Source organism: Chryseobacterium sp. CT-SW4 (genome assembly GCF_048572715.1).
Taxonomy (GTDB): domain Bacteria; phylum Bacteroidota; class Bacteroidia; order Flavobacteriales; family Weeksellaceae; genus Chryseobacterium.
On sequence record NZ_CP183840.1, the window covers coordinates 308,452 to 333,598 of the forward strand.

Below are 25,147 nucleotides of genomic sequence, written 5' to 3' on the forward strand. Positions count from 1 at the left end.
ATTTTTGCAAACAACATTGAAAAAATATGATGAAGAATTATAAGTATTTATTACCCATACTATTGTCTTTTTTAGTGACATCCTGTATAACAAAGAAGGATGTACGCTATATGCAACCTACTGAGACTCTTGTGATTAATGAAGAAGGATTGGTGCCCTATAATATTCCCGTTTACAGGATTACCAAAAATGATATCTTAAACCTTAATATCGTGACAACTCCAAAAGGAGATGCCGCTCAATTTTATTCTGCCTTGAATACTTCTGTTTCCAATACTTCAAGTGGGGTAAATAACCCTGTAAGAGGAATAAACAGTAATAGTGGTAGTTCTCAGGGAGGAAACTCTAATTTTTATTTTAATGGTCTTAAAGTAGATTCAAGAGGAGAAATTAATATTTTTGGTATTGGGTATATAAAAGCTGAAGGAAGAACTATTGAAGAGGTAACCCAGGAGATTCAAGCAAAGGTTAATGAAAATTTTCAGGAAGGGAAGGCTGAAGCAAGGTTAAATATTGACGGTATTACTTATTATATACTTGGAGATGTAGAGAGTGTTGGGATAACAGGAGAAAAAAGTGCTCATAAAAACACGCTTACCATTACAGAAGCTTTAGCTATGAATGGTGGGCTGAACAGAACCGTAGATAGAAAAAATATTGTTATTCATAGAAAATTACCGGAAGGAATTAAAATTGCTAAAATAGACCTCACCCGTGAAGATGTAATGAATTCTCCATATTACTACATTCAAAACGGAGATGAGATTTATCTTAATACAAGAGGGAAAAGCTTAAATGGGTTTGGAAAAGATCCAGTACAAACTTTAACGACAGGTGTTTCTGTTCTTACAACCGCATTATCCATCTATTTGCTTATTAAAAACCTTTAGTACTATGATTCCAGGAAAAGACACTAATGTAGAAAAGAGTGACACTCAAAAGGAAAAGTTCGGTTCTTTTGCTTTATTCGATATTGAGCATTTTTTAAGAAGAATATTAAAAAATTGGTATTGGTTTGTATTAATGCTAGGAATTGGATATGCTATTTCTTGGGTATATGGAAAATATTATGCTCAAAATATTTACGCATCAAACTTATCATTAAGTGTTTCAAATAATACGGCTAGTTATTTTACACCCAATCAGTCCTTCAACTTTATTTGGGGACAAGGGGGAAACCAGGATGGAGTTTATTTAAAGAAAATGTTACTGTCCAGATCTCATAACGAGTTTCTGGTAAAAGAATTAGATCTTTTTGTGAATTATTCAACCAAAGGAGCTATAAAGTCAACCTATTTAGACAAAGATGATTCACCTGTATATGTACAAATTGATAAAAGTCATTTACAGCAGATCAATTACCCTATCACGATAGTCCCTAAAGGAAGTGGAACCTATGAAATAGTTCTACCCGAGGAAGGACAGTCTACTAACCTTTATAGTTATGAGTTTGAAGGGTTTCATAATATTAATGCATATCCTAGACCAGCTAATAAATTAATCAGATTAAATGAATGGTATACAAGCCCTAATCTAAGATTTAGGCTGCTTGAAAATCCTGTGAAGCCTAAAATTAAGCTTGATAATATTGTTGTTACTTTAAAATCTGTCAATCAGTCAGTAGGGGATATTGTATCCACTATAAGTGTAGAATTTGACAAAGAGATTAACACCATTATGGTTATTACTAAAAAAGGCTTTAACCTGAATGGTACTGTCAGTTTCTTAAACAGATCAGTAGATCAATTACAGAGAAAAAGATTTTTAGATAAGAATATTGTTAACAAAAATACTGAACAATATTTACAAGGTAATATTGATAATATAAGAAAGAAATTAGATTCGAGTGCTCAGATTCTTAATTACTTGAAGACCTCAGAGAAATTATATGATATCAAGGATAGGGATGAGAAATCTTTAGATAAGATAAAAGATTTAGAAGCTAAAAAAGCTGACTTAGTAAGCAAAATAAACTCACTAAACAGTATAAGAGGCAGCCTGGAGTCAAGAAACTTTGAAAATATGATCAGTACTAATGCTGCCGGTTTTGAAGATGGTATGTTTTCAGCGAATGTTTCGGAATTGAAGTCTCTATATCTTAAAAGAAGAGAAATGGCTTCAATTTATAAACCGAATTCGGAGCCAATGATTGAGATTAACAGACTGATTAGTGATGCTAAACTAGCATCCTCCAATTTATTAAGGAATTATTATACGCTATATTATAATGAAATTGATAAAATAAACCAGCAGGTGGCAGATGCCAATTCTGATTTAACATCTTATCCAGAAAAAGAAAGAAAATATCTTGATGCGGAAAGAGGGTATAATATGATTCAGGCTACTTATAACAGCTTATTGAGCAGGCAGAATGAAACTCAAATGAGAATGGCCACTAATCAGTCGGATATAACAGTCATTGACCCCGCTAAAAATGTTGGTCAGGCCCCGATAGGCCCCAATGTGAAAGGAACTAAGCTTAGCATCATGGGAGGGTTGTTATTCTTACCATTGTTATTTATTTTGGTAGGTGAGCTCCTTGATAACAAAATCCGTAATATTAAAGAATTGTTGAATGCAACTAAAATTCCATTACTTGGAGTTATCGGTAACAACAACAATGATAATATGTTAACCGTACTGGAGCAACCTAAATCTTCTGTATCTGAAGCCTTCAGAGGAGTAAGAGCAAACGTAAGGTTCTTATCCGAAGAAAACGGTAAAAGTAAAATTATACTGGTAACCTCTTCCATTGGAGGTGAAGGGAAAACATATGTTTCCATTAACCTGGCCTCCGTTTTAGGACTAAGTGATAAAAGAACTATCCTATTAGGAATGGACTTAAGAAAGCCTAAAATATTTGGTGACTTTAAAATAGATAATAAGTATGGAATCTCTAATTATCTGACCGGAGAAGTTTCCATAGACCAGATTATCAATAAAACTAAAATTCCTAATCTGGATGTTGCCACTTCAGGACCTATTCCTCCTAATCCATCTGAACTCTTAATGAGTGAAAGGAATATTAAATTCCTGGAAGAGCTGAAAGAAAAGTATGATTTTATTATTATTGACTCTCCGCCGGTAGGATTGGTTGCAGACTCTTATGAATTGATGAAATATTCAGATTCTAACATTTATGTAGTCCGTCACGAATATACTGAAAAGTATATGTTGAAGATGGTAACCGAGAAGTATCATAACAAAGAGATCCAGAACTTAGGACTTGTTTATAATGATTATAATACAAGGCAAGGTTATGGCTACGGTTACGGATATGGTTATGGGTACGGCTACGGCTATGGATATTTTGATGAAGATAAAAACTATAAAGAGCCGTTACTTATTAGAATCAGAAATAAGGTACAGGCGATTTTTAACAGAAAATAATATTTTAAACCCTCATTTCATGGGGGTTTTTTCTATATGAACTATTGGAATTCTATGAAAAAAAGAATAAAATGAGTACTTTGCCGTTTACTTTATAACAAATTATGTTTTTTTGTTTACTTTTAACTAAACATTAAGAATATCATTAATACAAAAATGTTTTATATTTGCAAAAATTAAATTTTAAAATAACCATAAATCCATGTTCTTTTATGAATAAAAAATTATTGTTTAGCTTCCTTGCCCTCCTGGGAACAGTGGTGAGTTTTAAAGCACAAAGAAACGAATTGGGAATTCGACTGGGAATGAGTAACCTGGTAGGTGATATAGGAAGAACTAATTATATTTTACAAAAGCCATTGGATTTAGACAGAGTTTCAGAATGGGGATTTCCGTTTTATGGTGGTATATTATATAGATTTAATTTTAACCCTCATCAGACTGTAAGATTGGATTTAGGATATAACCAGATTCAGTTTAATGATAAGGTAGCCAAAGAAGAATATAGAAGAAATAGAAATTCATACGGAAAGAATAATGTATATGAAGCCAGTTTAATGTTTGAATATAATTTCTTTCCGGTAAATAATGAACAAGTGAGTATGTTGAGTCCTTACATATTTGGTGGAATAGGTGCATTAATGTTTGATGCTCCTAAAGCTACTATGGTAAATGACTTTAGAAGAGATGCGGACGGGGTGGCTCAGGCTCCGGTCAATGAACTGGACTTTACAACTACTCCGATTTATACTACAGGAACAAAAACAGCAATGCAAATTCCTTTCGGAGTAGGATTGAAATATAAATTTAACCATAATTGGGCGCTTTTCGCAGAAGCTACATTCAGATATACCCTTACTGATCAGTTAGATTACAGTAAGGTAGTCACCAAAGATGTGAAAGCTACCTATAATGCAGATATTTTAAGCCCGGCAACCGGTGGTTCCCTGCTTCAGACAGGTGCCTACTATGTAGTTTCCAAAGAAAGAGAAGCTGCATTTTTAAGTGAAAGAAATATTGGTGATACCAGATCGAAAGACTGGATAAATACAGTAAGTTTAGGACTTACCTATTCTTTCGGAAGACCCCCATGTTATTGTGATTAGTATGTCGTTGATTAAAGATAAAATAGATCCGGAAAAGTTACCACAGCACGTTGCTATTATTATGGACGGTAACGGAAGGTGGGCAAAATCTCGGGGAGAAGAAAGAACATTTGGGCACAAAAATGCTATTAATGCCGTAAGAAATGCCATTAATGCATGCAACGAAATTAATATTCCCTATCTCACATTATATACATTCTCTTCTGAAAACTGGAACAGACCGGCAGAAGAAGTGGATACCCTAATGAATTTACTGACAGAAACCCTGTTGGTAGAAGCTGATGAAATATTCAGCAAAGGATTAAGAATGCATGTAATTGGTGACTTGGAGAAGTTGCCGCCCCTGGTAAGGGAACAATTACTTCAGGTAATTGATTTAACAAAAGAAAACACAAAAGGTAATTTGGTATTGGCCATAAGCTATGGTTCACAAAAAGAAATACTGAATGCCGTAAAAAATATTAGTTCTGATGTAAAGGAAGGAAAAGTAGAGGTAGAAAATATTGATGAAAAATTATTTGAAAGCTATCTTTATACTAAAGATTTTCCTCCCATAGACTTACTTATAAGGACCAGTGGCGAAATAAGAATAAGTAATTTTCTCCTTTGGCAGATCGCTTACGCAGAGCTACAATTTTTAAATGTTCTATGGCCTGATTTTACTAAAGATATTTTCTTTCAATGTATTGTGGATTACCAAAACAAAGAAAGAAGATATGGATTAACAGGAGAACAGGTAAAAATCCAGTAAATTTTAAGAAAAGAAAGACTACGATAAAATGAAGTTTAGACTATTACCCATCATCATGTTTGTTGCTTCTGCACATTTTTATGGACAGGTAACTCCGCAGGACAGTACTGCAGTAAATAATAATCCTGTTCACGCAGATAACCAGACGGGTTCCTACACACTTAAGGACATTGTTGTGGATGGGGTGAAAAAATACACACCTGCACAGATTTTGCGCTTTACAGGCCTGTCGAAGGGAGAGAATGTAGATATACCGGGGCAGAAGATAAGTAATGCTATAAAAAAACTATGGGATACACAATCTTTCTCAGAAGTGGAAGTATATGTTCAAAGTATTGAAGGGCAGACTGTAGTATTGAAATTTTATCTTCAGGACCTTAAAGAGTTGGGTGAAGTGAAATTCAGCGGGAAAGGAATCGGAAAGTCAAAGAATGAAAAACTGGCAAAAGATAATAATTTAAAGCCCGGAACTAAAATCACCCAGAATTTGGTTTCAAGCCTTAAAACCAATATCCCTAAAGACTATATCAAAAAAGGATTTGCAGATACTAAAATTACAATCGAAGAGAAGATCAATGCCAATGATCCGGCTTTAGTAGATTGGACCATCAATGTTGATAAAGGAAAAAAAATCAAGATTGATCATATAGAATTTGAAGGAAATCAAAATATCTCTGATGCTAAGCTGAGAAAAAAAGCCTTTAAAGAAACCAAACAAAAAAGATTTGGGATAGGAGGAATCTTAAAATCTTCCAAATTCATAGAAGAAAAATATCAGGAAGACAAACAAAGCCTGATAAGCTATTATAACTCTCTCGGATATAGAGATGCAGCAATCGTTTCAGACTCCGTATGGAGAAATAAGAAAAATAATTATGAAATCAATGTAAAACTGAACGAAGGTAAAAAGTATTACATTGGTGATGTAACATTTACAGGAAATACTGTTTATTCTACCGAATATCTTCAAAGACTCTTAGGGTACAAGAAAGGAGATATCTATGATGCCGTTGGGTTCAATAAAAAAGTAGGAGAAGATGGAGGAAAAGAAGATGATTCCGATATCAAATCCGTATATATGAACAACGGATACCTTTTCTCTAATGTAACTCCTGTAGAAAAATCAGTATCCGGTGATGCAGTAAACCTTGAAATCAGAATTAATGAAGGGGAGCAGGCTATCTGGAATAAAGTGACATGGCAGGGAAACACAACTACCCACGACCATGTTATCCTTAGAGCTTTAAGAACAAAACCAGGAAACCTCTTTGCCAAAAGTGATATTAAAAGAACCTATTTTGATCTGGCGGGAATGTCCTTCTTCGATCCTCAGCAGGTAGGTCAGGATATTCAACCCAATCAGCAGGATAATACAGTAGATATCAACTGGAAGCTTGTAGAAAAAGGATCTTCTCAGGTTCAGCTGCAGGCGGGATATGGAGGTAATAGTTTCATTGGAACGTTAGGATTAACTTTTAATAACTTTTCCTTAAAGAACTTCCTTAGATTTAAAGATTTCAGACCTGTTCCGCAGGGAGATGGACAGACATTCTCCATTCAGGCACAGGCAGGACAATATTTTCAGAACTATGGAGTTTCATTTACAGAACCATGGTTATTCGGAACAAAACCGACAGCCCTTTCTGTGAGTTTAAATAACTCCAGAGTAAGATATAGCGATTCTTCCGGTAATGCACAGAAGTTAAATATATTTTCAGCATCAGTAGGTTTAAACAGATTACTAAGATGGCCGGATGATTATTTCTCCCTGTACACAGGTATTCAATATCAGAAGTATGATTTTAATAATTATCCTTTTGACTTCGGAGGAACTACCGAATACTATGGTACAGCGAATAACTTCAGTGTTAACTTAGGATTGAGCAGAAACTCTGCAGGATTAGACCCAATATTCCCGACTATGGGTTCCAATATTGAACTATCCGCAAAGCTGACTCCGCCTTATTCCTTGTTTAGTAACAAAGATTACTCAACAATGACTCCTACTGAGAAGTATAAGTGGATGGAATTTTATAAGATTAAATTTAAAGCAGATGTTTACAATGAAATTGTAGGTAAATTAGTCTTAAGATCTTCCGCAGAAATGGGATTCATGGACGGATATAACAAAGAGCTGGGAGCACCGCCGTTTGAAAGATTTTATGTAGGAGGAACAGGATTGTTCGGTGGACGTTATGACGGTAGAGAATTAATTCCGTTAAGAGGATATGAAAATGCCTCTACCTATGGTGGAGACAGCAGCCAGGGAGATATTACTCCACAGGGAGGGGGAACTATCTACAACAGGTTTACCCTTGAAGTAAGATATCCGATCTCTCTGAACCAAACAGCAAAGATTTATGCCTTAGCTTTTGTGGAAGGAGGGAATGTATGGAATTCATGGAGCTCTTACAATCCATTCCAGTTGAAGAGATCAGCCGGTATTGGGGTAAGAGTATATATGGGAGCCTTTGGTTTGATCGGATTTGATTTTGCTTATGGATTTGATAAAACAATTGGAGGAACAGAACCTGCTGGTTGGAAAACTCACTTCCTAATGAACCAGTCATTATAATACACAATATGAGAAATTTTAAAATTGTTTTCACATTTATATTATTTTTGCTTTTCGGTTTAGGGAAAGCACAAAAGATAGGAGTGGTAGATACTGAATATATTTTGAATAAATTGCCCGAATATCAGGAAGCAGAATCAAGATTGAATGCTCAGATTGATACCTGGCAGACAGAACTTCAGGATCTACAGTCCGAATATGAAAGAAAAAGATCAGCTTTTGAAAGTGAAAAAGTTTTATTAGTAGGAGATCAGTTGAAATTAAGAGAAAAAGAAGTAACTGATCTGGAAAAGAATATTAAAACTACTACCAGCTTGCGTTTTGGAGCCACAGGAGAAATCAACAAGCTCAGAACCAACTTGGTTCAGCCCTTTCAGGATCAGATCTGGAATGCTATTAAAACAATGTCCGAAAAAAATGGTTTGGGCATAGTTCTTGATAAAAGCAATAACATTAGTGTTATTTTTCTTCAGAAAAGATATGATTATACAGATAAAGTCCTGGATATTTTGTTGAAAGGATCAGATAAAAAAGAAAAAACTAATACTAAAAGTAAAAAGTAATTTTTTAAAATTAACTTTTACTGGAATTTAAAATCTAAAAACAAAATTAAATTATTTATTTACCAATTATGAAAAAATTAAGTGTATTATTTGCAGCAGTAATGATGGTTGTATCTGTAGGTATGGCAAAAGCTCAAAAAATTGCTACTTTAGATGTTATAGGTGTTCTTAACGCAATGCCTGAAAAGAAAAAAGCAGATGCTGATTTAAAATCTTTCTTAGATACTAAGCAAGCTGAAATCAAAAAGAAAGGAGATGCTGCACAAGCTAAATATAAGCAGTATGCTGAAGAAGCTCCTAAGAAAACTGCTGATGAAAACAAAGCTAGAGAAGCAGAATTACAAAAGCTACAGGAAGAAATTGCTCAAATGCAGGAAAAAGCTCAAAAAGATTTCCAGACAAAACAGGATGCCGCTTATGAGCCTATCGAAAAGAAATTGAATGATGCCGTAACTAAAGCTGCTAAAGCTAACGGTTATGACTATATTATGGATGCTAACTCTTCTGCATTTGTTTACAAAGCAGGTCCGGATGCTACAGCAGCTGTGAAAAAAGAATTAGGAGTTCAATAATCTGAGTAAATTAACAAAGATTTATAAAATTCACCACCTCAAAAAGAGGTGGTTTTTTTATTTTTGCCAAATGGAAAAAGAAGTGTCAACAACCGTAAAGGTTAGGTTTAGTGATTGTGACCCTATTGGTCATTTAAACAATGTGAAATATTTGGATTATATGTTCAATGCCAGAGAAGACCATGTAGAAACATTCTATGGCTTCACTTACGAAGAATATACCAAAAAAACCGGTTGTACCTGGATTGCCATACAAAACGAAATCGCTTACTTAAAAGAAGTGAAATATAACACACAGGTCGTGATCAGCAGCAAAACCATTGATGTACAGGATAGAACCGCAAAAGTGGAGATCCTGATGAAAAGTAAAGATGAAAAAACTATTCATGCTGTCTTATGGGTAACGGTCATATATTTCAATGTTAAAACAAGAAAATCAGAAGTCCATCCTGAAGATATAAAAGAACTGTTTCAAAAATTTTATGTAGATTTATTACAAAAGGATTTTCAGTCGAGAGTAAAATTTTTAAGAAGCCAAAACGCAAAAAATTCATAATGAAAAAAATATTAGTTATAGGAAGTAATGGTCAATTGGGAAACTGTATCAGAAAAATAGCTCCCGATTTTGAAAATAAATATGAATTCCTTTTCACAGATTCTGCCACATTGGATATTACAGATGAAGATCACGTGGCTGACTTCTTTTATGATAATAAACCGGATTTTTGTATTAACGCTTCAGCATATACGGCAGTAGACCTTGCAGAAAAAGAAAAAGAAAAAGCATTTGCAGTGAATGCAGATGGAGTAGCACACCTTGCACAAGCCTGCCTTGAACACAAAACAATTTTAATTCACGTTTCTACCGATTATGTCTTTGACGGTGAAACCAATTTATGTTACTCGGAAGATGACTTTACCAATCCGGTAGGAGTCTATGGGATGTCTAAAAGAAAAGGAGAAGAGCTTGCCTTGGAGCTAAACCCGGGTACTATTATCCTTCGTACTTCCTGGCTGTATTCCGAATTTAATAAAAACTTTGTTAAGACCATGCTGAACTTATTTTCCCAGAAAGACCAATTGGGAATTGTAGCAGATCAATATGGGCAGCCTACCAATGCTAATGATCTTGCCGAGGCCATCATGAATATCATTGACTATAACCCCAAAACATTTGGTATTTTCCATTTTTCCAATTATCCCGAAACTACATGGTATGACTTTGCAAAAAAAATAGCAGAATATTCCAAGTCCACTGTCCAGCTTAAGCCACTCACGACAGAAGAATATCCGACACCAGCCAAAAGACCTAGAAGAAGCACCATGTGCCTGGATAAAATAGAAAAAGATTATAAAATTGAGCCCAAACACTGGGAGAATAGTTTGGAAGAATGCCTGCATATTCTCTCGGAATAATAAATTAGCTATGAAAAATATTATAATTGCTACAGCTGTACTCTTTACACAGTTTCTTTCCGCTCAGAATGTATACCTGAATAAAGTAGAAAAAGTAAATGATAATAAAGATAAATTTTTTTACAAGATTAATGAAAAGGAAGAAGAAGCAATGTATCTGGGTGAATTGGAAGTTCAGGGATTTTCCAGAGATGATGCCTCAGTTTTTTCTATGATCTACAAAAAAGCGAAAGAAATAGGAGCCAATGGATTTACATTAAAACCATTTCAGACAGTTGATGGGACTAATGTGGAATTTAATCCGTCCAACTATAGACTAAACCTTTATTATGTAAGTCAGGAAAATTTAGTTTTACCGGTTCAGCAGATTTACCTGTTTGCTTCATCAGAAAAAAATCAAAAAATTAGTATCAATAATAAAGACTATATTCTTTCCCCGAGAAGCTATATTGAAATGAAAGCTATTCCCGAAGTTATTTATACAATTTCCACCAAAAAGCTTTTAGGCTCTACAATTAAATTACAAATAAAACCCAATCAGGCCTCTCAGTACTTTCAGGTTTCTTCAGCAAAAATAAAAAGTAATACGTATGGAGAAGGTGGAATCAATTTAAAAACGGGAGACATCATAGGCTTAGAAAGATCTTATGCCGAATTTCTATCTGTAATTTACCAAAAACAGGCTATAAATTAGGCTCCGCCGGAAAATAAACTAAAAAAAATAAATCTATTAATCAGCAAGTTAAAACTTAATATTAATTAATTATTAAATTAAGTTTAAAAAAGTTTGGAAGTGACGGCTATAAGCCCCTATCTTTGCAGCACTGAAAAAGAAACAGTAGCGCAGGAGTATAAAATTAAAATTAGCAAAAAATCTTTTAAAAAAAGGTATAAAAACTTTTGGATATAGAGATAAAGTTGATTATCTTTGCCCACCCTTTTATCGAGGGTAGCGCAGGAGTTAAGATTGAATTAGGATGGGAATTTAGGGTTATTAAAAAAAAACTTTAATTTTTTTTCAGAAAGATTTGGTCGATAAGAAATAAATACATACTTTTGCACTCGCAAATACGGAATGAAACAGACAGAGGATTAGTTTTGTATGTAGCGAAAGAGAAGAGATCATTGAAATAAGATATAACAACCAAGTAAGGAAAAAACTAAAGCGTTAAAACCTTTGAGAGAGAGATACAAACATACAATGGAGAGTTTGATCCTGGCTCAGGATGAACGCTAGCGGGAGGCCTAACACATGCAAGCCGAGCGGTATAATTCTTTCGGGAATTAGAGAGCGGCGTACGGGTGCGGAACACGTGTGCAACCTGCCTTTATCTGGGGGATAGCCTTCCGAAAGGGAGATTAATACCCCATAATATAATTATTGGCATCAATGATTATTGAAAACTCCGGTGGATAGAGATGGGCACGCGCAAGATTAGATAGTTGGTGAGGTAACGGCTCACCAAGTCAGTGATCTTTAGGGGGCCTGAGAGGGTGATCCCCCACACTGGTACTGAGACACGGACCAGACTCCTACGGGAGGCAGCAGTGAGGAATATTGGACAATGGGTTAGCGCCTGATCCAGCCATCCCGCGTGAAGGACGACGGCCCTATGGGTTGTAAACTTCTTTTGTATAGGGATAAACCTAGATACGTGTATCTAGCTGAAGGTACTATACGAATAAGCACCGGCTAACTCCGTGCCAGCAGCCGCGGTAATACGGAGGGTGCAAGCGTTATCCGGATTTATTGGGTTTAAAGGGTCCGTAGGCTGATTTGTAAGTCAGTGGTGAAATCTCACAGCTTAACTGTGAAACTGCCATTGATACTGCAAGTCTTGAGTGTAGTTGAAGTAGCTGGAATAAGTAGTGTAGCGGTGAAATGCATAGATATTACTTAGAACACCAATTGCGAAGGCAGGTTACTAAGTTACAACTGACGCTGATGGACGAAAGCGTGGGGAGCGAACAGGATTAGATACCCTGGTAGTCCACGCTGTAAACGATGCTAACTCGTTTTTGGGCTTTCGGGTTCAGAGACTAAGCGAAAGTGATAAGTTAGCCACCTGGGGAGTACGAACGCAAGTTTGAAACTCAAAGGAATTGACGGGGGCCCGCACAAGCGGTGGATTATGTGGTTTAATTCGATGATACGCGAGGAACCTTACCAAGGCTTAAATGGGAATTGACAGCTGTAGAAATACGGTTTTCTTCGGACAATTTTCAAGGTGCTGCATGGTTGTCGTCAGCTCGTGCCGTGAGGTGTTAGGTTAAGTCCTGCAACGAGCGCAACCCCTGTCACTAGTTGCCATCATTAAGTTGGGGACTCTAGTGAGACTGCCTACGCAAGTAGAGAGGAAGGTGGGGATGACGTCAAATCATCACGGCCCTTACGCCTTGGGCCACACACGTAATACAATGGCCGGTACAGAGGGCAGCTACACAGCGATGTGATGCGAATCTCGAAAGCCGGTCTCAGTTCGGATTGGAGTCTGCAACTCGACTCTATGAAGCTGGAATCGCTAGTAATCGCGCATCAGCCATGGCGCGGTGAATACGTTCCCGGGCCTTGTACACACCGCCCGTCAAGCCATGGAAGTCTGGGGTACCTGAAGTCGGTGACCGTAAAAGGAGCTGCCTAGGGTAAAACAGGTAACTAGGGCTAAGTCGTAACAAGGTAGCCGTACCGGAAGGTGCGGCTGGAACATCTCATTTTAGAGCGTCGTAAGACGATAAAAAAATTAGTACGCAAGTACAAAAATCTTTCTTAAAGTTAAGCTTTAGTTTTTTTGTTTGGTTGGTATATATATAAGATATAACCCACTAGAAATTAGTATCAGGGAAAGAGAAAGAGACATGAAAAAGGGATTAGAGAATAACCTCTGGCTCATGCCTTATGACTCGTAAAAGAGTCTCGTAGCTCAGCTGGTTAGAGCGCTACACTGATAATGTAGAGGTCGGCAGTTCGAGCCTGCCCGAGACTACTAATTAAAGCGGATAGCAAATAGCGACTAGCTACTGGCCCTTAGCCAATAGCAAGAAGCCCAAAGCTAAAAGCACCTAGCGGGGAATTAGCTCAGCTGGCTAGAGCGCCTGCCTTGCACGCAGGAGGTCAAGGGTTCGACTCCCTTATTCTCCACAGTTTGTATTGGTAAAACTAGACATGTAAACCTCATGACGAGAGCCGTCATTGATACATGAATACGTTTTACATTAATACAGAAGAATTAAAGATCATTGACATTAACGGTAAAGACATCACAAAGAGAAAACCGAGCACTTATAAGTGCTTGAGTAACCTAAAAAAATAGGAAAGAAATCGTTAAGGGCGTATGGCGGATGCCTAGGCTTTCAGAGGCGACGAAGGACGTGGTAAGCTGCGAAAAGCTCGGGGGATTGGCACACACGAATTGATCCCGAGATGTCCGAATGGGGCAACCCAATACATTGAAGATGTATTACCTCTTAGGAGGGGCAAACCCGGAGAACTGAAACATCTAAGTACCCGGAGGAAAAGAAATCGAAGAGATTCCGTAAGTAGTGGCGAGCGAAAGCGGATTAGCCCAAAAGTTTTTATATGTTTAGAGGAATGTTCTGGAAAGAACAATCATAGAAGGTGATAATCCTGTACTCGAAAGGTATATAAAGATGATAAATGAGTATGGCGGGACACGTGAAATCCTGTCTGAATATGGGGGGACCATCCTCCAAGGCTAAATACTCCTGAAAGACCGATAGTGAACAAGTACTGTGAAGGAAAGGTGAAAAGCACTTCGAATAGAAGGGTGAAATAGAACCTGAAACCGTACGCCTACAAGCGGTCGGAGCACCATTAAGGTGTGACGGCGTGCCTTTTGCATAATGAGCCTACGAGTTAATTTTACTAGCGAGGTTAAGTAATTAAGTTACGGAGCCGGAGCGAAAGCGAGTCTGAATAGGGCGGATAGTTAGTAGGATTAGACGCGAAACCTTGTGATCTACCCATGGGCAGGTTGAAGCTCTGGTAACACAGAGTGGAGGACCGAACCGGTTGACGTTGAAAAGTCTTCGGATGACCTGTGGGTAGGGGTGAAAGGCCAATCAAACTGGGAGATAGCTCGTACTCTCCGAAATGCATTTAGGTGCAGCGTCGATGTTAAGTTTATTAGAGGTAGAGCTACTGATTGGATGCGGGGGTTTCACCACCTACCAATTCCTGACAAACTCCGAATGCTAATAAATGTTCGTCGGCAGTGAGGGCATGGGTGCTAAGGTCCATGTCCGAAAGGGAAAGAACCCAGACCACCAGCTAAGGTCCCCAAATATATGCTAAGTTGAAGCAACGCGGTTGAACTGCATTGACAGCTAGGATGTTGGCTTGGAAGCAGCCATTCATTTAAAGAGTGCGTAACAGCTCACTAGTCGAGCGGTTCGGCATGGATAATAATCGGGCATAAGCATATTACCGAAGCTATGGATTTGTACTTTATGTACATCTGGTAGGAGAGCATTCTATTTGCGCCGAAGCAGTATCGTGAGGTATTGTGGAGCGGATAGAAAAGAAAATGTAGGCATAAGTAACGATAAAGGGGGCGAGAAACCCCCTCACCGAAAGACTAAGGTTTCCTCAGCCATGCTAATCAGCTGAGGGTTAGTCGGGACCTAACGCGAACCCGAAAGGGGTAGTGGATGGACAATGGGTTAATATTCCCATACTTGCTCACAATAAAAGGGGACGGTTGGATGTAGCTGCTGGAGACTGACGGAATAGTCAAGGCCTAGCCTTCGGGCGAAGCTGCTGTAGTGTAATCTGATCCAAGAAAAGCCGAAGTGAAGCAACCCGTACCAAAACCGACACAGGTGGTCGAGGAGAGAATCCTAAGGTGCTCGAGTGAGTCGTGGCTAAGGAACTAGGCAAAATAGTCTCGTAACTTCGGAATAAGAGACGCCTCCCTCCGGGGAGGCCGCAGTGAAGAGGCCCAGGCGACTGTTTATCAAAAACACAGGACTCTGCTAAATCGAAAGATGCTGTATAGGGTCTGACACCTGCCCGGTGCTGGAAGGTTAAGGAAGGTGCTTAGCGTAAGCGAAGGCATTAACTGAAGCCCCAGTAAACGGCGGCCGTAACTATAACGGTCCTAAGGTAGCGAAATTCCTTGTCGGGTAAGTTCCGACCTGCACGAATGGTGTAACGATCTGGGCACTGTCTCAGCCACGAGCTCGGTGAAATTGTAGTATCGGTGAAGATGCCGATTACCCGCAATGGGACGAAAAGACCCTGTGAACCTTTACTATAACTTCGTATTGACTTTGAGTAAACAATGTGTAGGATAGGTGGGAGGCTATGAAGCTTGCACGCTAGTGTAGGTGGAGCCAACGTTGAAATACCACCCTTTGTTTACTTGGAGCCTAACTTCGAAAGAAGGACATTGCGTGGTGGGTAGTTTGACTGGGGTGGTCGCCTCCAAAAGAGTAACGGAGGCTTTCAAAGGTACCCTCAGCACGCTTGGTAACCGTGCGTAGAGTGTAATGGCATAAGGGTGCTTGACTGTGAGACCAACAAGTCGATCAGGTGCGAAAGCAGGACATAGTGATCCGGTGGTTCCGTATGGAAGGGCCATCGCTCATAGGATAAAAGGTACTCCGGGGATAACAGGCTAGTCTCCCCCAAGAGCTCACATCGACGGGGAGGTTCGGCACCTCGATGTCGGCTCGTCACATCCTGGGGCTGGAGAAGGTCCCAAGGGTTGGGCTGTTCGCCCATTAAAGTGGCACGCGAGCTGGGTTCAGAACGTCGTGAGACAGTTCGGTCTCTATCTATTGCGGGCGTTAGATGTTTGAGAGGACTTGATTCTAGTACGAGAGGACCGAATTGAACAAACCTCTGGTGTATCAGTTGTACCGCCAGGTGCACCGCTGAGTAGCTATGTTTGGAAGAGATAAGCACTGAAAGCATATAAGTGCGAAACTCGCCTCAAGATGAGACATCTTTTAAGGGTCGTTGTAGATGACGACGTTGATAGGCTACAGGTGTAAAGTTGGTAACAGCATAGCCGAGTAGTACTAATTACCCGTAGATTTATAGCCTATTAGGTTTATTTTACAGAAAACTGTAAACCAAGCCTTATAAGTGCGCTACAGGTTTTGCCTTTGTGATGAAATTTACCGATAAACAAGCAGTATGCTTTATGCTGTAAGCCAAGAGCTTATAGCCTACTGCCTACAGCTATATACCTTCTTTAGGGTGGTTTTAGCGGTGGGGCTCACCTGTTCCCATTCCGAACACAGAAGTTAAGCCCACCAGCGCCGATGGTACTGCTAACGCGGGAGAGTAGGTCGCCGCCAGTTTTTATTTAAAAGTCTCATACTGATGTATGAGACTTTTTTGTTTTTATATAATAATACACTGATAACAGGGAATACCTTAGCTATAGGTTGAAAATGTTCTTTATATAATCCTTATACTAAGATAAACTGAAACAACTAAACTAGGTAGGGATTGCGAATGAAACTTTATACAATCTTTATCCAGAGCCTACTGAACCTAATAAAGTAAGACAGAAACCTCACAGAATAGATATCCACCAGATACATCTATAGGTAGGGATTGCAAATGATCTTTATACAAAGTAAAAGTAATCTGAATCCACTAAAGCAAGACAGAGATCATACATAAAGATATCCATCAGAAATACCTATAGGTAGGGATAGCAAATGAACCTTTATATAACTCTTTATACAAATGAAACCGAATCCAATAAATCCAATACATAAACCACAGAGAATAGACATTCTACTAAAATGAGTAACCTATCGAAGTTCTCTTCTTCAAACTATGAGAAACAGCTCCTAAAATAGCAGGTTAAAAAGTCTCTCCTCAAATCCTAGTACTGCTAGACTATTATTACTCTACTCTCCAGCTCAAATAGCACTTACAGTAAAAACAACCCTGCTTTGATAAGATGCAGCAGGAATTGTCACAGATACACCGCTTAACTGAAATTGTATATTAATCCCTGTATAAGATGCAAGGGCCAGGACAGCCTGTATCCTGAAAAGCTCTATATCCGTAAGAGTAACAGTCTGATAAGCTGTTCCTCCGGTAATGGTGCATAAGGCACAAAGAGTAGTGCCATTGCTTGTTCTTTTAGCAGATATTACCAAACCACTATTCCATGTAGGATTAGCTTCATAGCGTACAGAAACTTTTGCGTTCCCGAGTAATAAAGGTACACTTACAGCCAATACAGCTTGATTGGTTGCACTCTCATAAGTACCTGCATAGTTACTTCCTGCTTCAGTGATGGTGGGGACGCTGACAGCCCAGTTGGTTCCTGTGAGGGTTAGAGTCTGAGCTTGGTAAGTACTGTTGGATATGATAAAGAGAGGTAAAACCAACCAAAGAAATTTGATCAGATTTTTTTTATTTGGGATTAGTAAAGTATAGCTCATTTTATTCTGTGATTGTATAGGTAATAACAATAGGAGTGTTAGTTCGTGAAGTAAGATTGGTATAGCTGCTGACAGCAAGCGTAATGGTCAGTCTATGTCCATTATTGGCCCCATTTCCTGTGTAGGCACCTCCAATTCCTGTGATGATATTTGTAGCCGTCGTGGTTAGCGTAACCTGAGCGGTGGGAGTTCCTAATGTTCCTGCTCCTGCACCGGAGGCGGTTGCTGCAGTTAATCTGATATTTACTCCGGGAATAGTTTGGTTTACGGCTGCTGTAATTCTTCTGGTAAGACCTCCGGAAGCAATTGCAGAAGTATAATTAATCCATTTTGTAGTATTACTTGCCGGTGCTGTGACAGGCTGTCCTGCTTCCGTAGGAGCTGTAAAGTTCATAGCAATGGCGCCGGCGGGTTCAATATCCAATAAAGTTACAATAGGTAAACTAACGGACACATTGATATTTCCTGTTGTTTGTGAAAATACTGTATGAGATATTATACAGAAAATGATAACCGTGATGTGTCTCCTTAATTTCATTTTTTCTTTTTTACTTCGTTATAACCTACTTTTATAGTTTCCTGCTGGTATTTAACTTCATTTTGCTGTTTAATAATATGAATAGACATATTTTTTGTTTCAGAAGGGGTAAGGGTATACTGAAATGTATCAATAGGAATTTTATAGCGTTTATCCAGGCCATTTCTGAAAATTTTAACTTTCCATTCCCCGGGACGGAGATAGGTGAAATCAAAACTCTCTCCTAAAAAAACTATTTTTCGAAAGGTCTGTTCATTATTTGAAGCCTCTATAATAATACTTTCCTTCTTTTTCTTTCCTGGGGCAGGGCGATAATGGGCAAAGCTGTAAGAGCTGTTACTCTCATTTTCGGAAAGCTGGATCATACCCTGTATAGTGGCAGCGGTTGTTAATCCGAAATTAAATACATTTTCCTTTTCTATCAGATTTAATGAAGCAGGTAAAGAAGTATCGGTTATATCATTCATACCAATGCTAGAGCGATCCATTTCAAGGATGTATTCACCGGGAATAATGTTCTTAAAAATATAATTTCCGTTTTTATCTGTAACTGATAAATAATTACCCAACATTAATTTTATTCCTTCCGTCTTTTGAACGCCTAGATTACTGATGTTCCCCGATAAAGAAGTATAGTCTGCAATCTTTTGAACCGGTGCATTAAGGCGTAAAGTATAACGGAGGGAAAATATAAAGTCTTTATGTCCCAGTTCTCCCCTTTGCAGAGAATATCTTCCGGATAGGTCCAGTTCATTTCCGGGAAATAGTTCCTGATGAAATAAAAGCTCAAATAGATTTCTGTCTTTGTAATATTCCTCCGGCATATAATTGTTCTGGTAAAAAAGGCTGAAAGTCGTTTTATCGGAAAAGCGGTTTAAAATCCGGGCTCCATAATATACTTGCTTTTGATTTTGAAGCTGATACCGGGAAGTAATGGCGTAGCTGGCATACAGATTAAAGGAAGTCCTGAATTTTTCAAAAGCAATATTAGCTGTATAAAAGCTGGAATTTCCGTTAAAACCTGTAAGATAATTATCTGTCTTCCCGAACTGGCTTTCCAGATTTACCTGGAAAATTCCTATTTGCTGATTAATAATTACTTTAAAGTATTTCTCATAATAATCAAATTCTTTGGGTTCTAACCTGTCCTGGTATTTCTGATATCCGTTATAGAGCATAATGAAACCCTTTGGATGATAGTTATATTGCAGGCCATATTGAAAAAACTTTCTATAAGGGGCGGCCAGAAACAAAGTATCTCTCTGGAAATTTCGGGCATCCTGTATATAGTTGGCGAATACGTTAAGCTTTTTTAAAATTCTGTACTGAAAGTTTCCATTAAACGTACTTGTATTTGTAAAGTATCCTGCAAACTCTGGGCTGGCCCTCATATACATTATATTACCGTTGATCTTTTCAAAAGTTGCCTGGGCCTGAAGCATATAGGCGGTTCCTTCCAGTTTCTGGGTTTTACTGTAAGCGAGTTCACCGGAAACATTTACATTTTTGGATAATTGAAACTTTCCGGCAGCATAAGGAAGGCTGGCATCGGAGTCCAATTTAATATTTCCATAATTACTTTCTCCTGTTCTGGGTGTTTTATACAGATATCCTGCAGTGATTTCCGATTCTTTACGGATTTTAAAAGTTGAGTAGATATTAAATTCATCCTTAATATCCCGGAAAAACCTGGGGTGATTATAAAAACCTCCTAAGCTGAATTTTTTAAAATCATACCTTAATTCTGCCCCGCGTCCATATCTGGCAAATTCAGTCAGGTAGGAAGCAGAATAATTTTTATCACCTAAATGAATAAAGAAGTTGTTTCGGTTATAATTAATAAAGTATTCCTCATACTGGGTAAATGAATTGAATTCCACCGGATTTTTACTAACCGCATGAAATTCAATTTTATTTTTATTCTCTTCGTCTAAACTACCTTTACCATAAATCTCACCCTGGAAGCCGTCATGGTATCTTCCCATATTCTCCATTCCGATGAAAGCTAAAGAGGCAGCAATGGGAAGCCTGTGATAGATATCATTTTCAACTGGCTTTACGGAGATTATTTTTATGCTGACATATGCAGTCTGGTTTTCAGAAGGATTATCCTGGGAATAAACTGAAAGATTGAGATTTTGGTATTCATTCTGTCCGAGTTCCGGATTGGTGGCTTTATGGATGGTAACTATTTTCGTTTCACCCGGAGGTAAAATGAGGGAAGTATTCTCATCTACCACGGCATTTTTACTTTCTAAAAAAAGGCTTTCTGTTACATTTCCACTGTTCTTCAGTAGAAAGGAGGCATGAATAGTGTCTCCGGCTCTTATAAATTCGGGCGATTCTAAAGATACAAGAGAAAGGTTTCTATTTCCCGAGACTGTAATTTCAGTGGTTTTTGTAAAGTGATTACCATTCCGCTGATCCTTTCCCTCTAGACTGATGGAATATACTCCCTGCGCAGCTTCCGTAGCAATACGTAAAGGAACAATATAAACAGTTTTTTCATAGCCAGACAGTGTAATTTCACCTTTTGCTAAAATGGGAGTGATATGTGGGCTGGAAGAATTAACGGTAATATCATAGGTTCTATTTTCTTCACCGGCGTTTTCCAGAGTAAACGAAATAGAAGTCGATATTCCCGGTAATAAACTATCTTTTTTGCTGGCTGATCCATTGGGCAGCCTTTGAGAAAAAATAAATACCGGGAATAATATAATGATATATAAAGCCCAAATTTTAATCATTTTTTACTTCTAATTCCACATTGAGAGCAAAAGCATTTTCCTCTTCATCAGTAGCTATAATGGCTGCATTATATCTATCGGGTGGTACTTTACTGATATCAATGTAAAAAGATTTTGAGGTATTGGGTAATAAACCCATCGTCAGACTGTTATAATTTCCGACCTTTTCGCCGGTTTTACGGTTGTATATTTCAATAGAAGCTGTTGGCTTGCAATATAAATTACCAATATTGGCTATAGCAATTTTTACGATCTGCTTTCCTTCTTCTTTTTCAACTTTTACACTTTCAAATTTGAGATCAGGTTTAGCGTTTTCTGCTTCATAATCGGTAATGACCTGTATAGCATACCGGATGATTGATGTAATATTTACACCTGCTTTATCATTACTGGGCTTGATGTCTTCTACAGGTTCTACAATGATCACACTCCAGTAGCTGCCTGGTTGTGCAGGTCGCTCAGGGACTGTAATTTCATAAAAAATTTCAGTTTTTTCCTTTGCTTTTAACGTAACAAGGTTCGTATTGAGTGTGATCCAGTCACCATTTGTTCTGGTATTGGTATGTAGTGCAGTATAATTAATAGAGCCATCAGCCTGGTAGGCGAAATCCTGAAGAAACAGCTTTACGCTTTGAGGATGATTATCCGTATTCTCAATAGCTATTTTTCCTTTATAAACTTTTCCGTTCTCTACTTTATAAGTGTGGGTCAGCCCGTTGAGTACAACAATACTGGCACGTAAAGAGATAAATTGAAAAATAAGTAAAACAAAAAGGAGAATACGCTTTAGCATCATGATGTAAAGATTGAAATTTGAAATAGGGATAATACATTATCTGGAAGAGTATTATACATAACTCTTCTTAAACTTTATCTTAAATACTTTAGCAGAAACTAGTTATCTGATATAGTGTAGGTAACAGTTGCTACGGTAGAGGCAGTTGCCTGAAGATCTGCATAGACGGCTACTCCGCCAGGCCCGCTTCCTGCTGCCAATGCATAAGTAAGATTGTGTCCGTTATTGGCTCCGTTTCCGGTGTATGCACTACCGATTCCTGAAATAATAGTCTGATCAGCTGCACTCAGTGTAAGCTGGGCGGAAGGTGTACCCAATGTACCTCCTCCTGAACCTGTGGCTGCTGCGGCTGTTACGTTAATATCAATTCCCGGAATGATGGCATTTAACCTTACTGAAACATTACGTGTAGGATCAGCAACAGATTTAATGGAAGAGTAGTTAAGCCAAAGAGTTGTATTTGCTGTACTTGGAGTAATTGGCTGTCCTGCTTCCGTAGGTGCTGTAAACCCTAGAGTAATATTTTTAGTAGCAGCTGGCTCAATGTCTACCAGTGCAACTTCGGGGATAGAAATCGTAATAGTATGATTATCAGTATTAGTGTCTTGCGCATTAAGATGAGCGGAGAATGATAACGCCATCAAAGACAATGTCAAAGGGAATGTGAACTTTTTCATGGTAATTAAATATTAATTTTAAGGTGAAATTAGTAAAAAATTGATAAAGTGAGAAAAATATTTTAATAATTTATTTAAAGTTATTGTGCAATGCTTATTAATTCTTCATTATTGGGTATTAAAGCATGCTTTGAGAGGGCTCATTAAAGCTGAAAATACTAGAATCTGCTTAAAATTCCCCAATGGATTTTAATATCATTGAACTTAAATGGGTTTCCGAACTCATTACCATTGGATAGCTGGAAGCTCATCAGGCCGATAGGAATAAAGAAATTGAATCCTAATCCGACACTATACAGTTTAGGCTTTACATTTAAAGATTTATTGTTGAGCTGGCCATATTGCCCGAAGAAATCAAAAAATGCCTGCGTACCGATGAGATACCTGTATTCAAGGCTGCCGTAATAGTAAAAATCAGCAGCGAGGGAACTTTCATTGAAACCCCGCATGGAATTCCAGCCTCCGAAACGATACAGTTCGTTGGCAGAAAAATCAATTTTGGAGTCCATGATGGCTCCTTCCCCTTTTATATTGAGATAATGATTTCCCGAAATATGATAATTATGTTCCCCAAAGAAATAGAACTGGTTCTGGTTGGCTTTAATATTATCCGCTGTGTACGTCGTTGCAAGGAAGTCATATCCTACATTGAGTTTGGTTTTATACAGAAAGAGGTCAATATCGGTAGGCTCAGTCATCTGGTACCAGATACCGATCCCTTTTTTATTGTAATCTTTTCCCTGTACGTATAAAGTATCGATGATGCTGGAAGTTTCAAAGGTTCCCCTGAATCCTATTTTCTGCCTGTTATTAATGTGGTAGTAAACTGAAGGCAGAAGCTTTACATTCGCAAAAGTAGAATCCTGGCGGAATATGTTAACTTTCATATTAAGCCCCACATTGGATTTGAACATATAAGGAATATCCGTCTCAAGATCAAAAGTCTGTCCTTTATCCGGATTTCTCTGCCAGTATAAATTAATGGCTTCAAAACCATTGAACATATTTTTAAAATTGACATTTAAAGTTCCGTTTAAAGTAAACTTATCGGTTTTATCATTTCCAAACCCTATAACTCCGTCAAAAGTATTGGTCTTTTTCTTCTCCATAAAAAGATAAATCTGAGTGGAGTCTTTCGTAAATAAAGTCTGAGGGGGTCTTTCAAGGCTTACAAACTGATGGCTCTGGAAGCTTTTCTGAATTGCCAGAAGGTTTTTATCATCATAAGTTTTTCCTTTAAATTCTTTTTCGAGGTTTTTAATAAATCTTTTAGGAACCCTTTCATATCCTTTGACCACAAATCCGTCGATGGTTCTTTTATCATTTTTATTAATATCCAGTTCTACGACGGGATATCCGTTTTTCTGTCCCTTGTATTTGGATTTAATCCTGCTAAAAGAATATCCTTCATTAATATAAACTTTATTAATGCTCTTTTTGGTGGAATCTAAATTTTTAGTAAAAAAATCCTTTTTAGTATTGAGCTTTTGTACCAGGGAATCTGACAGATCTACATACGTTTCGTTGTAGTTTTTTCCTTTGTCATAAATGATGTCTACACTGTCTCCTTTTACTTTTACTTCTTTTAATTGAGTGAAAAAGTAATTATTTTGAGCAAGTGAATCCAGGAACTTTACGGCAGAAATGGAATCCTTGACCTTTTTCTTAGTGTGAGTTTCCGAATCGGTAAGCCAATATTGCTTTTTCTGCGCCTGTGCAAAAACGCAGAATAAAGCAAAGAATATTTTTAAAAACAGTTTCAAACTCCTTTATAACTGAGAACTAATCCAGCTTATTGTATTTTTTCATTAAATTTTCATAGGTTGTCTGAGGAAGGATCCATTTCAGAGGAACTCCTATTTTTTGCCCGAACTTTCCAAAATAGTAATGGGCTTTCCATTTCTTTTTGCTTAAAAGCGTTTCAATATATTCTGCCACTTCCAGGGGCTCGGTACCCTCATCTACATGGCTGTTCATCAAAGCATATACTTTATTGAAGATATTTTGATAGGGTTCAGATACTTTCGTTCTTACACGGTTTTCAGCAATATTGGTTTTAATGTCTCCCAAATGAAGGGAACAAACGTCAATATTCCAGGAATAAACCTCATAGCGCATGGCTTCCGTAACCTTATCCAGGGCCGACTTTGATGCCGAATAAAATCCTCTGAAAGGAAGGCCCATCTCACTTCCTATGCTGGATATATTGATGATTTTTCCAAACCGGTTTTCACGCATTTTAGGCAGTACGGCGCTCATGGTCTGAACAGCTCCTACCAAATTCAGGTTAAATAATTTTAGAATATCTTCCTTTGATGAATCTTCTACAGCTCCTACCATTCCCATTCCTGCATTATTAATAAGGATATCAATTCTGGTTTCGGATTTCAGTACTTCTGTAATGGCATTCTGAACGGCATTATTCTCCGTAATATCAGTAGAAATGGATTTGAAATATGGACTTTCAGTTTGTTTTCTGCTGAGCCCGTACACCTTATGTCCTTTTTTTCCGAAATATTCCGCCAGCACAAAACCGATCCCCGAAGAAGTTCCTGTTATAATGATAACTTGTTGATTGGTCATAA

17 protein-coding genes, 2 tRNA genes and 3 rRNA genes are annotated in these 25,147 nt (G+C 37.9%); 15 read left to right on the forward strand and 7 right to left on the reverse strand.

All coding sequences use genetic code 11. From position 1 onward, the window contains the following. The first annotated feature begins 26 nt into the window (after positions 1-26). The 15 genes from ABJ974_RS01385 to rrf all read left to right on the forward strand — a co-directional run bounded on the left by ABJ974_RS01385 (position 27) and on the right by rrf (position 16,700). The gene (locus ABJ974_RS01385; RefSeq protein ID WP_419869610.1) at positions 27-890 is read left to right on the forward strand and encodes a polysaccharide biosynthesis/export family protein; all 864 of its coding nucleotides are present in this window, start codon (positions 27-29) and stop codon (positions 888-890) included. A 4-nt stretch (positions 891-894) separates the two neighbouring features. After that, positions 895-3,390 (forward strand): exopolysaccharide transport family protein, encoded by a 2,496-nt coding sequence (locus tag ABJ974_RS01390; RefSeq protein WP_419869611.1) that lies wholly within the window; start codon positions 895-897, stop codon positions 3,388-3,390. A 212-nt stretch (positions 3,391-3,602) separates the two neighbouring features. Then, positions 3,603-4,496, forward strand: a complete 894-nt coding sequence (gene porG, locus ABJ974_RS01395; RefSeq protein WP_419869612.1) for a type IX secretion system protein PorG — start codon at positions 3,603-3,605, stop codon at positions 4,494-4,496. 1 nt (position 4,497) lies between these two features. After that, the gene (gene uppS / locus ABJ974_RS01400) at positions 4,498-5,247 is read left to right on the forward strand and encodes a polyprenyl diphosphate synthase (protein WP_419869613.1); all 750 of its coding nucleotides are present in this window, start codon (positions 4,498-4,500) and stop codon (positions 5,245-5,247) included. 28 nt (positions 5,248-5,275) lie between these two features. Next, on the forward strand, positions 5,276-7,822 hold the full coding sequence (gene bamA, locus ABJ974_RS01405) for an outer membrane protein assembly factor BamA (RefSeq protein ID WP_419869614.1): 2,547 nt from the start codon (positions 5,276-5,278) through the stop codon (positions 7,820-7,822). A gap of 8 nt (positions 7,823-7,830) precedes the next feature. After that, positions 7,831-8,385: an OmpH/Skp family outer membrane protein gene (locus ABJ974_RS01410; protein ID WP_419869615.1), complete on the forward strand. Its 555-nt coding sequence runs from the start codon at positions 7,831-7,833 to the stop codon at positions 8,383-8,385. Positions 8,386-8,453: 68 nt separating this feature from the next. Continuing rightward, entirely contained in the window at positions 8,454-8,957 is a 504-nt protein-coding gene (locus ABJ974_RS01415; RefSeq protein ID WP_419869616.1) for an OmpH/Skp family outer membrane protein, read from the forward strand. Positions 8,958-9,027: 70 nt separating this feature from the next. Further along, a complete protein-coding gene (locus ABJ974_RS01420) occupies positions 9,028-9,513 on the forward strand; it encodes an acyl-CoA thioesterase (protein WP_419869617.1) in 486 nt (161 codons plus the stop codon). Beyond that, positions 9,513-10,373, forward strand: coding sequence for a dTDP-4-dehydrorhamnose reductase (rfbD, locus tag ABJ974_RS01425; protein WP_419869618.1), 861 nt, complete (start codon positions 9,513-9,515; stop codon positions 10,371-10,373). Before ABJ974_RS01420 ends, rfbD begins: the two co-directional genes overlap by 1 nt. A gap of 10 nt (positions 10,374-10,383) precedes the next feature. Further along, positions 10,384-11,067: a hypothetical protein gene (locus ABJ974_RS01430; RefSeq protein ID WP_419869619.1), complete on the forward strand. Its 684-nt coding sequence runs from the start codon at positions 10,384-10,386 to the stop codon at positions 11,065-11,067. Positions 11,068-11,571: 504 nt separating this feature from the next. Continuing rightward, positions 11,572-13,088 (forward strand): 16S ribosomal RNA (locus ABJ974_RS01435). Positions 13,089-13,283: 195 nt separating this feature from the next. Beyond that, positions 13,284-13,357 (forward strand) — tRNA-Ile (locus ABJ974_RS01440). Positions 13,358-13,438: 81 nt separating this feature from the next. Then, positions 13,439-13,512: transfer RNA gene (locus ABJ974_RS01445), tRNA-Ala, on the forward strand. 173 nt (positions 13,513-13,685) lie between these two features. Beyond that, positions 13,686-16,439: ribosomal RNA gene (locus ABJ974_RS01450) — 23S ribosomal RNA — on the forward strand. A gap of 153 nt (positions 16,440-16,592) precedes the next feature. After that, a 5S ribosomal RNA gene (rrf, locus tag ABJ974_RS01455) occupies positions 16,593-16,700 on the forward strand. The 16S, 23S and 5S rRNA genes sit together here with 2 tRNA genes alongside, the layout of an rRNA operon. Before the next feature lie 573 nt (positions 16,701-17,273). Here rrf and ABJ974_RS01460 read toward each other — a convergent pair. From ABJ974_RS01460 to ABJ974_RS01490, 7 genes are all read right to left on the reverse strand, one after another. After that, a complete protein-coding gene (locus ABJ974_RS01460) occupies positions 17,274-17,804 on the reverse strand; it encodes a hypothetical protein (protein ID WP_419869620.1) in 531 nt (176 codons plus the stop codon). A gap of 1 nt (position 17,805) precedes the next feature. Beyond that, positions 17,806-18,342: a hypothetical protein gene (locus ABJ974_RS01465; protein ID WP_419869621.1), complete on the reverse strand. Its 537-nt coding sequence runs from the start codon at positions 18,340-18,342 to the stop codon at positions 17,806-17,808. Further along, positions 18,339-21,089 carry a COG1470 family protein gene (locus ABJ974_RS01470; protein WP_419869622.1) on the reverse strand — a complete coding sequence of 917 codons (2,751 nt, stop codon included), beginning with the start codon at positions 21,087-21,089 and terminating at the stop codon, positions 18,339-18,341. The genes ABJ974_RS01465 and ABJ974_RS01470 overlap by 4 nt, the downstream gene beginning before the upstream one ends. After that, a complete protein-coding gene (locus ABJ974_RS01475; protein WP_419869623.1) occupies positions 21,082-21,885 on the reverse strand; it encodes a WxL protein host-binding domain-containing protein in 804 nt (267 codons plus the stop codon). The genes ABJ974_RS01470 and ABJ974_RS01475 overlap by 8 nt, the downstream gene beginning before the upstream one ends. A gap of 98 nt (positions 21,886-21,983) precedes the next feature. Further along, positions 21,984-22,562: a hypothetical protein gene (locus tag ABJ974_RS01480; protein ID WP_419869624.1), complete on the reverse strand. Its 579-nt coding sequence runs from the start codon at positions 22,560-22,562 to the stop codon at positions 21,984-21,986. A 158-nt stretch (positions 22,563-22,720) separates the two neighbouring features. After that, positions 22,721-24,325, reverse strand: coding sequence for an autotransporter assembly complex protein TamA (locus ABJ974_RS01485; protein WP_419869625.1), 1,605 nt, complete (start codon positions 24,323-24,325; stop codon positions 22,721-22,723). Positions 24,326-24,344: 19 nt separating this feature from the next. Further along, positions 24,345-25,145, reverse strand: a complete 801-nt coding sequence (locus ABJ974_RS01490) for an SDR family NAD(P)-dependent oxidoreductase (protein ID WP_419869626.1) — start codon at positions 25,143-25,145, stop codon at positions 24,345-24,347. Positions 25,146-25,147 lie beyond the last annotated feature (2 nt).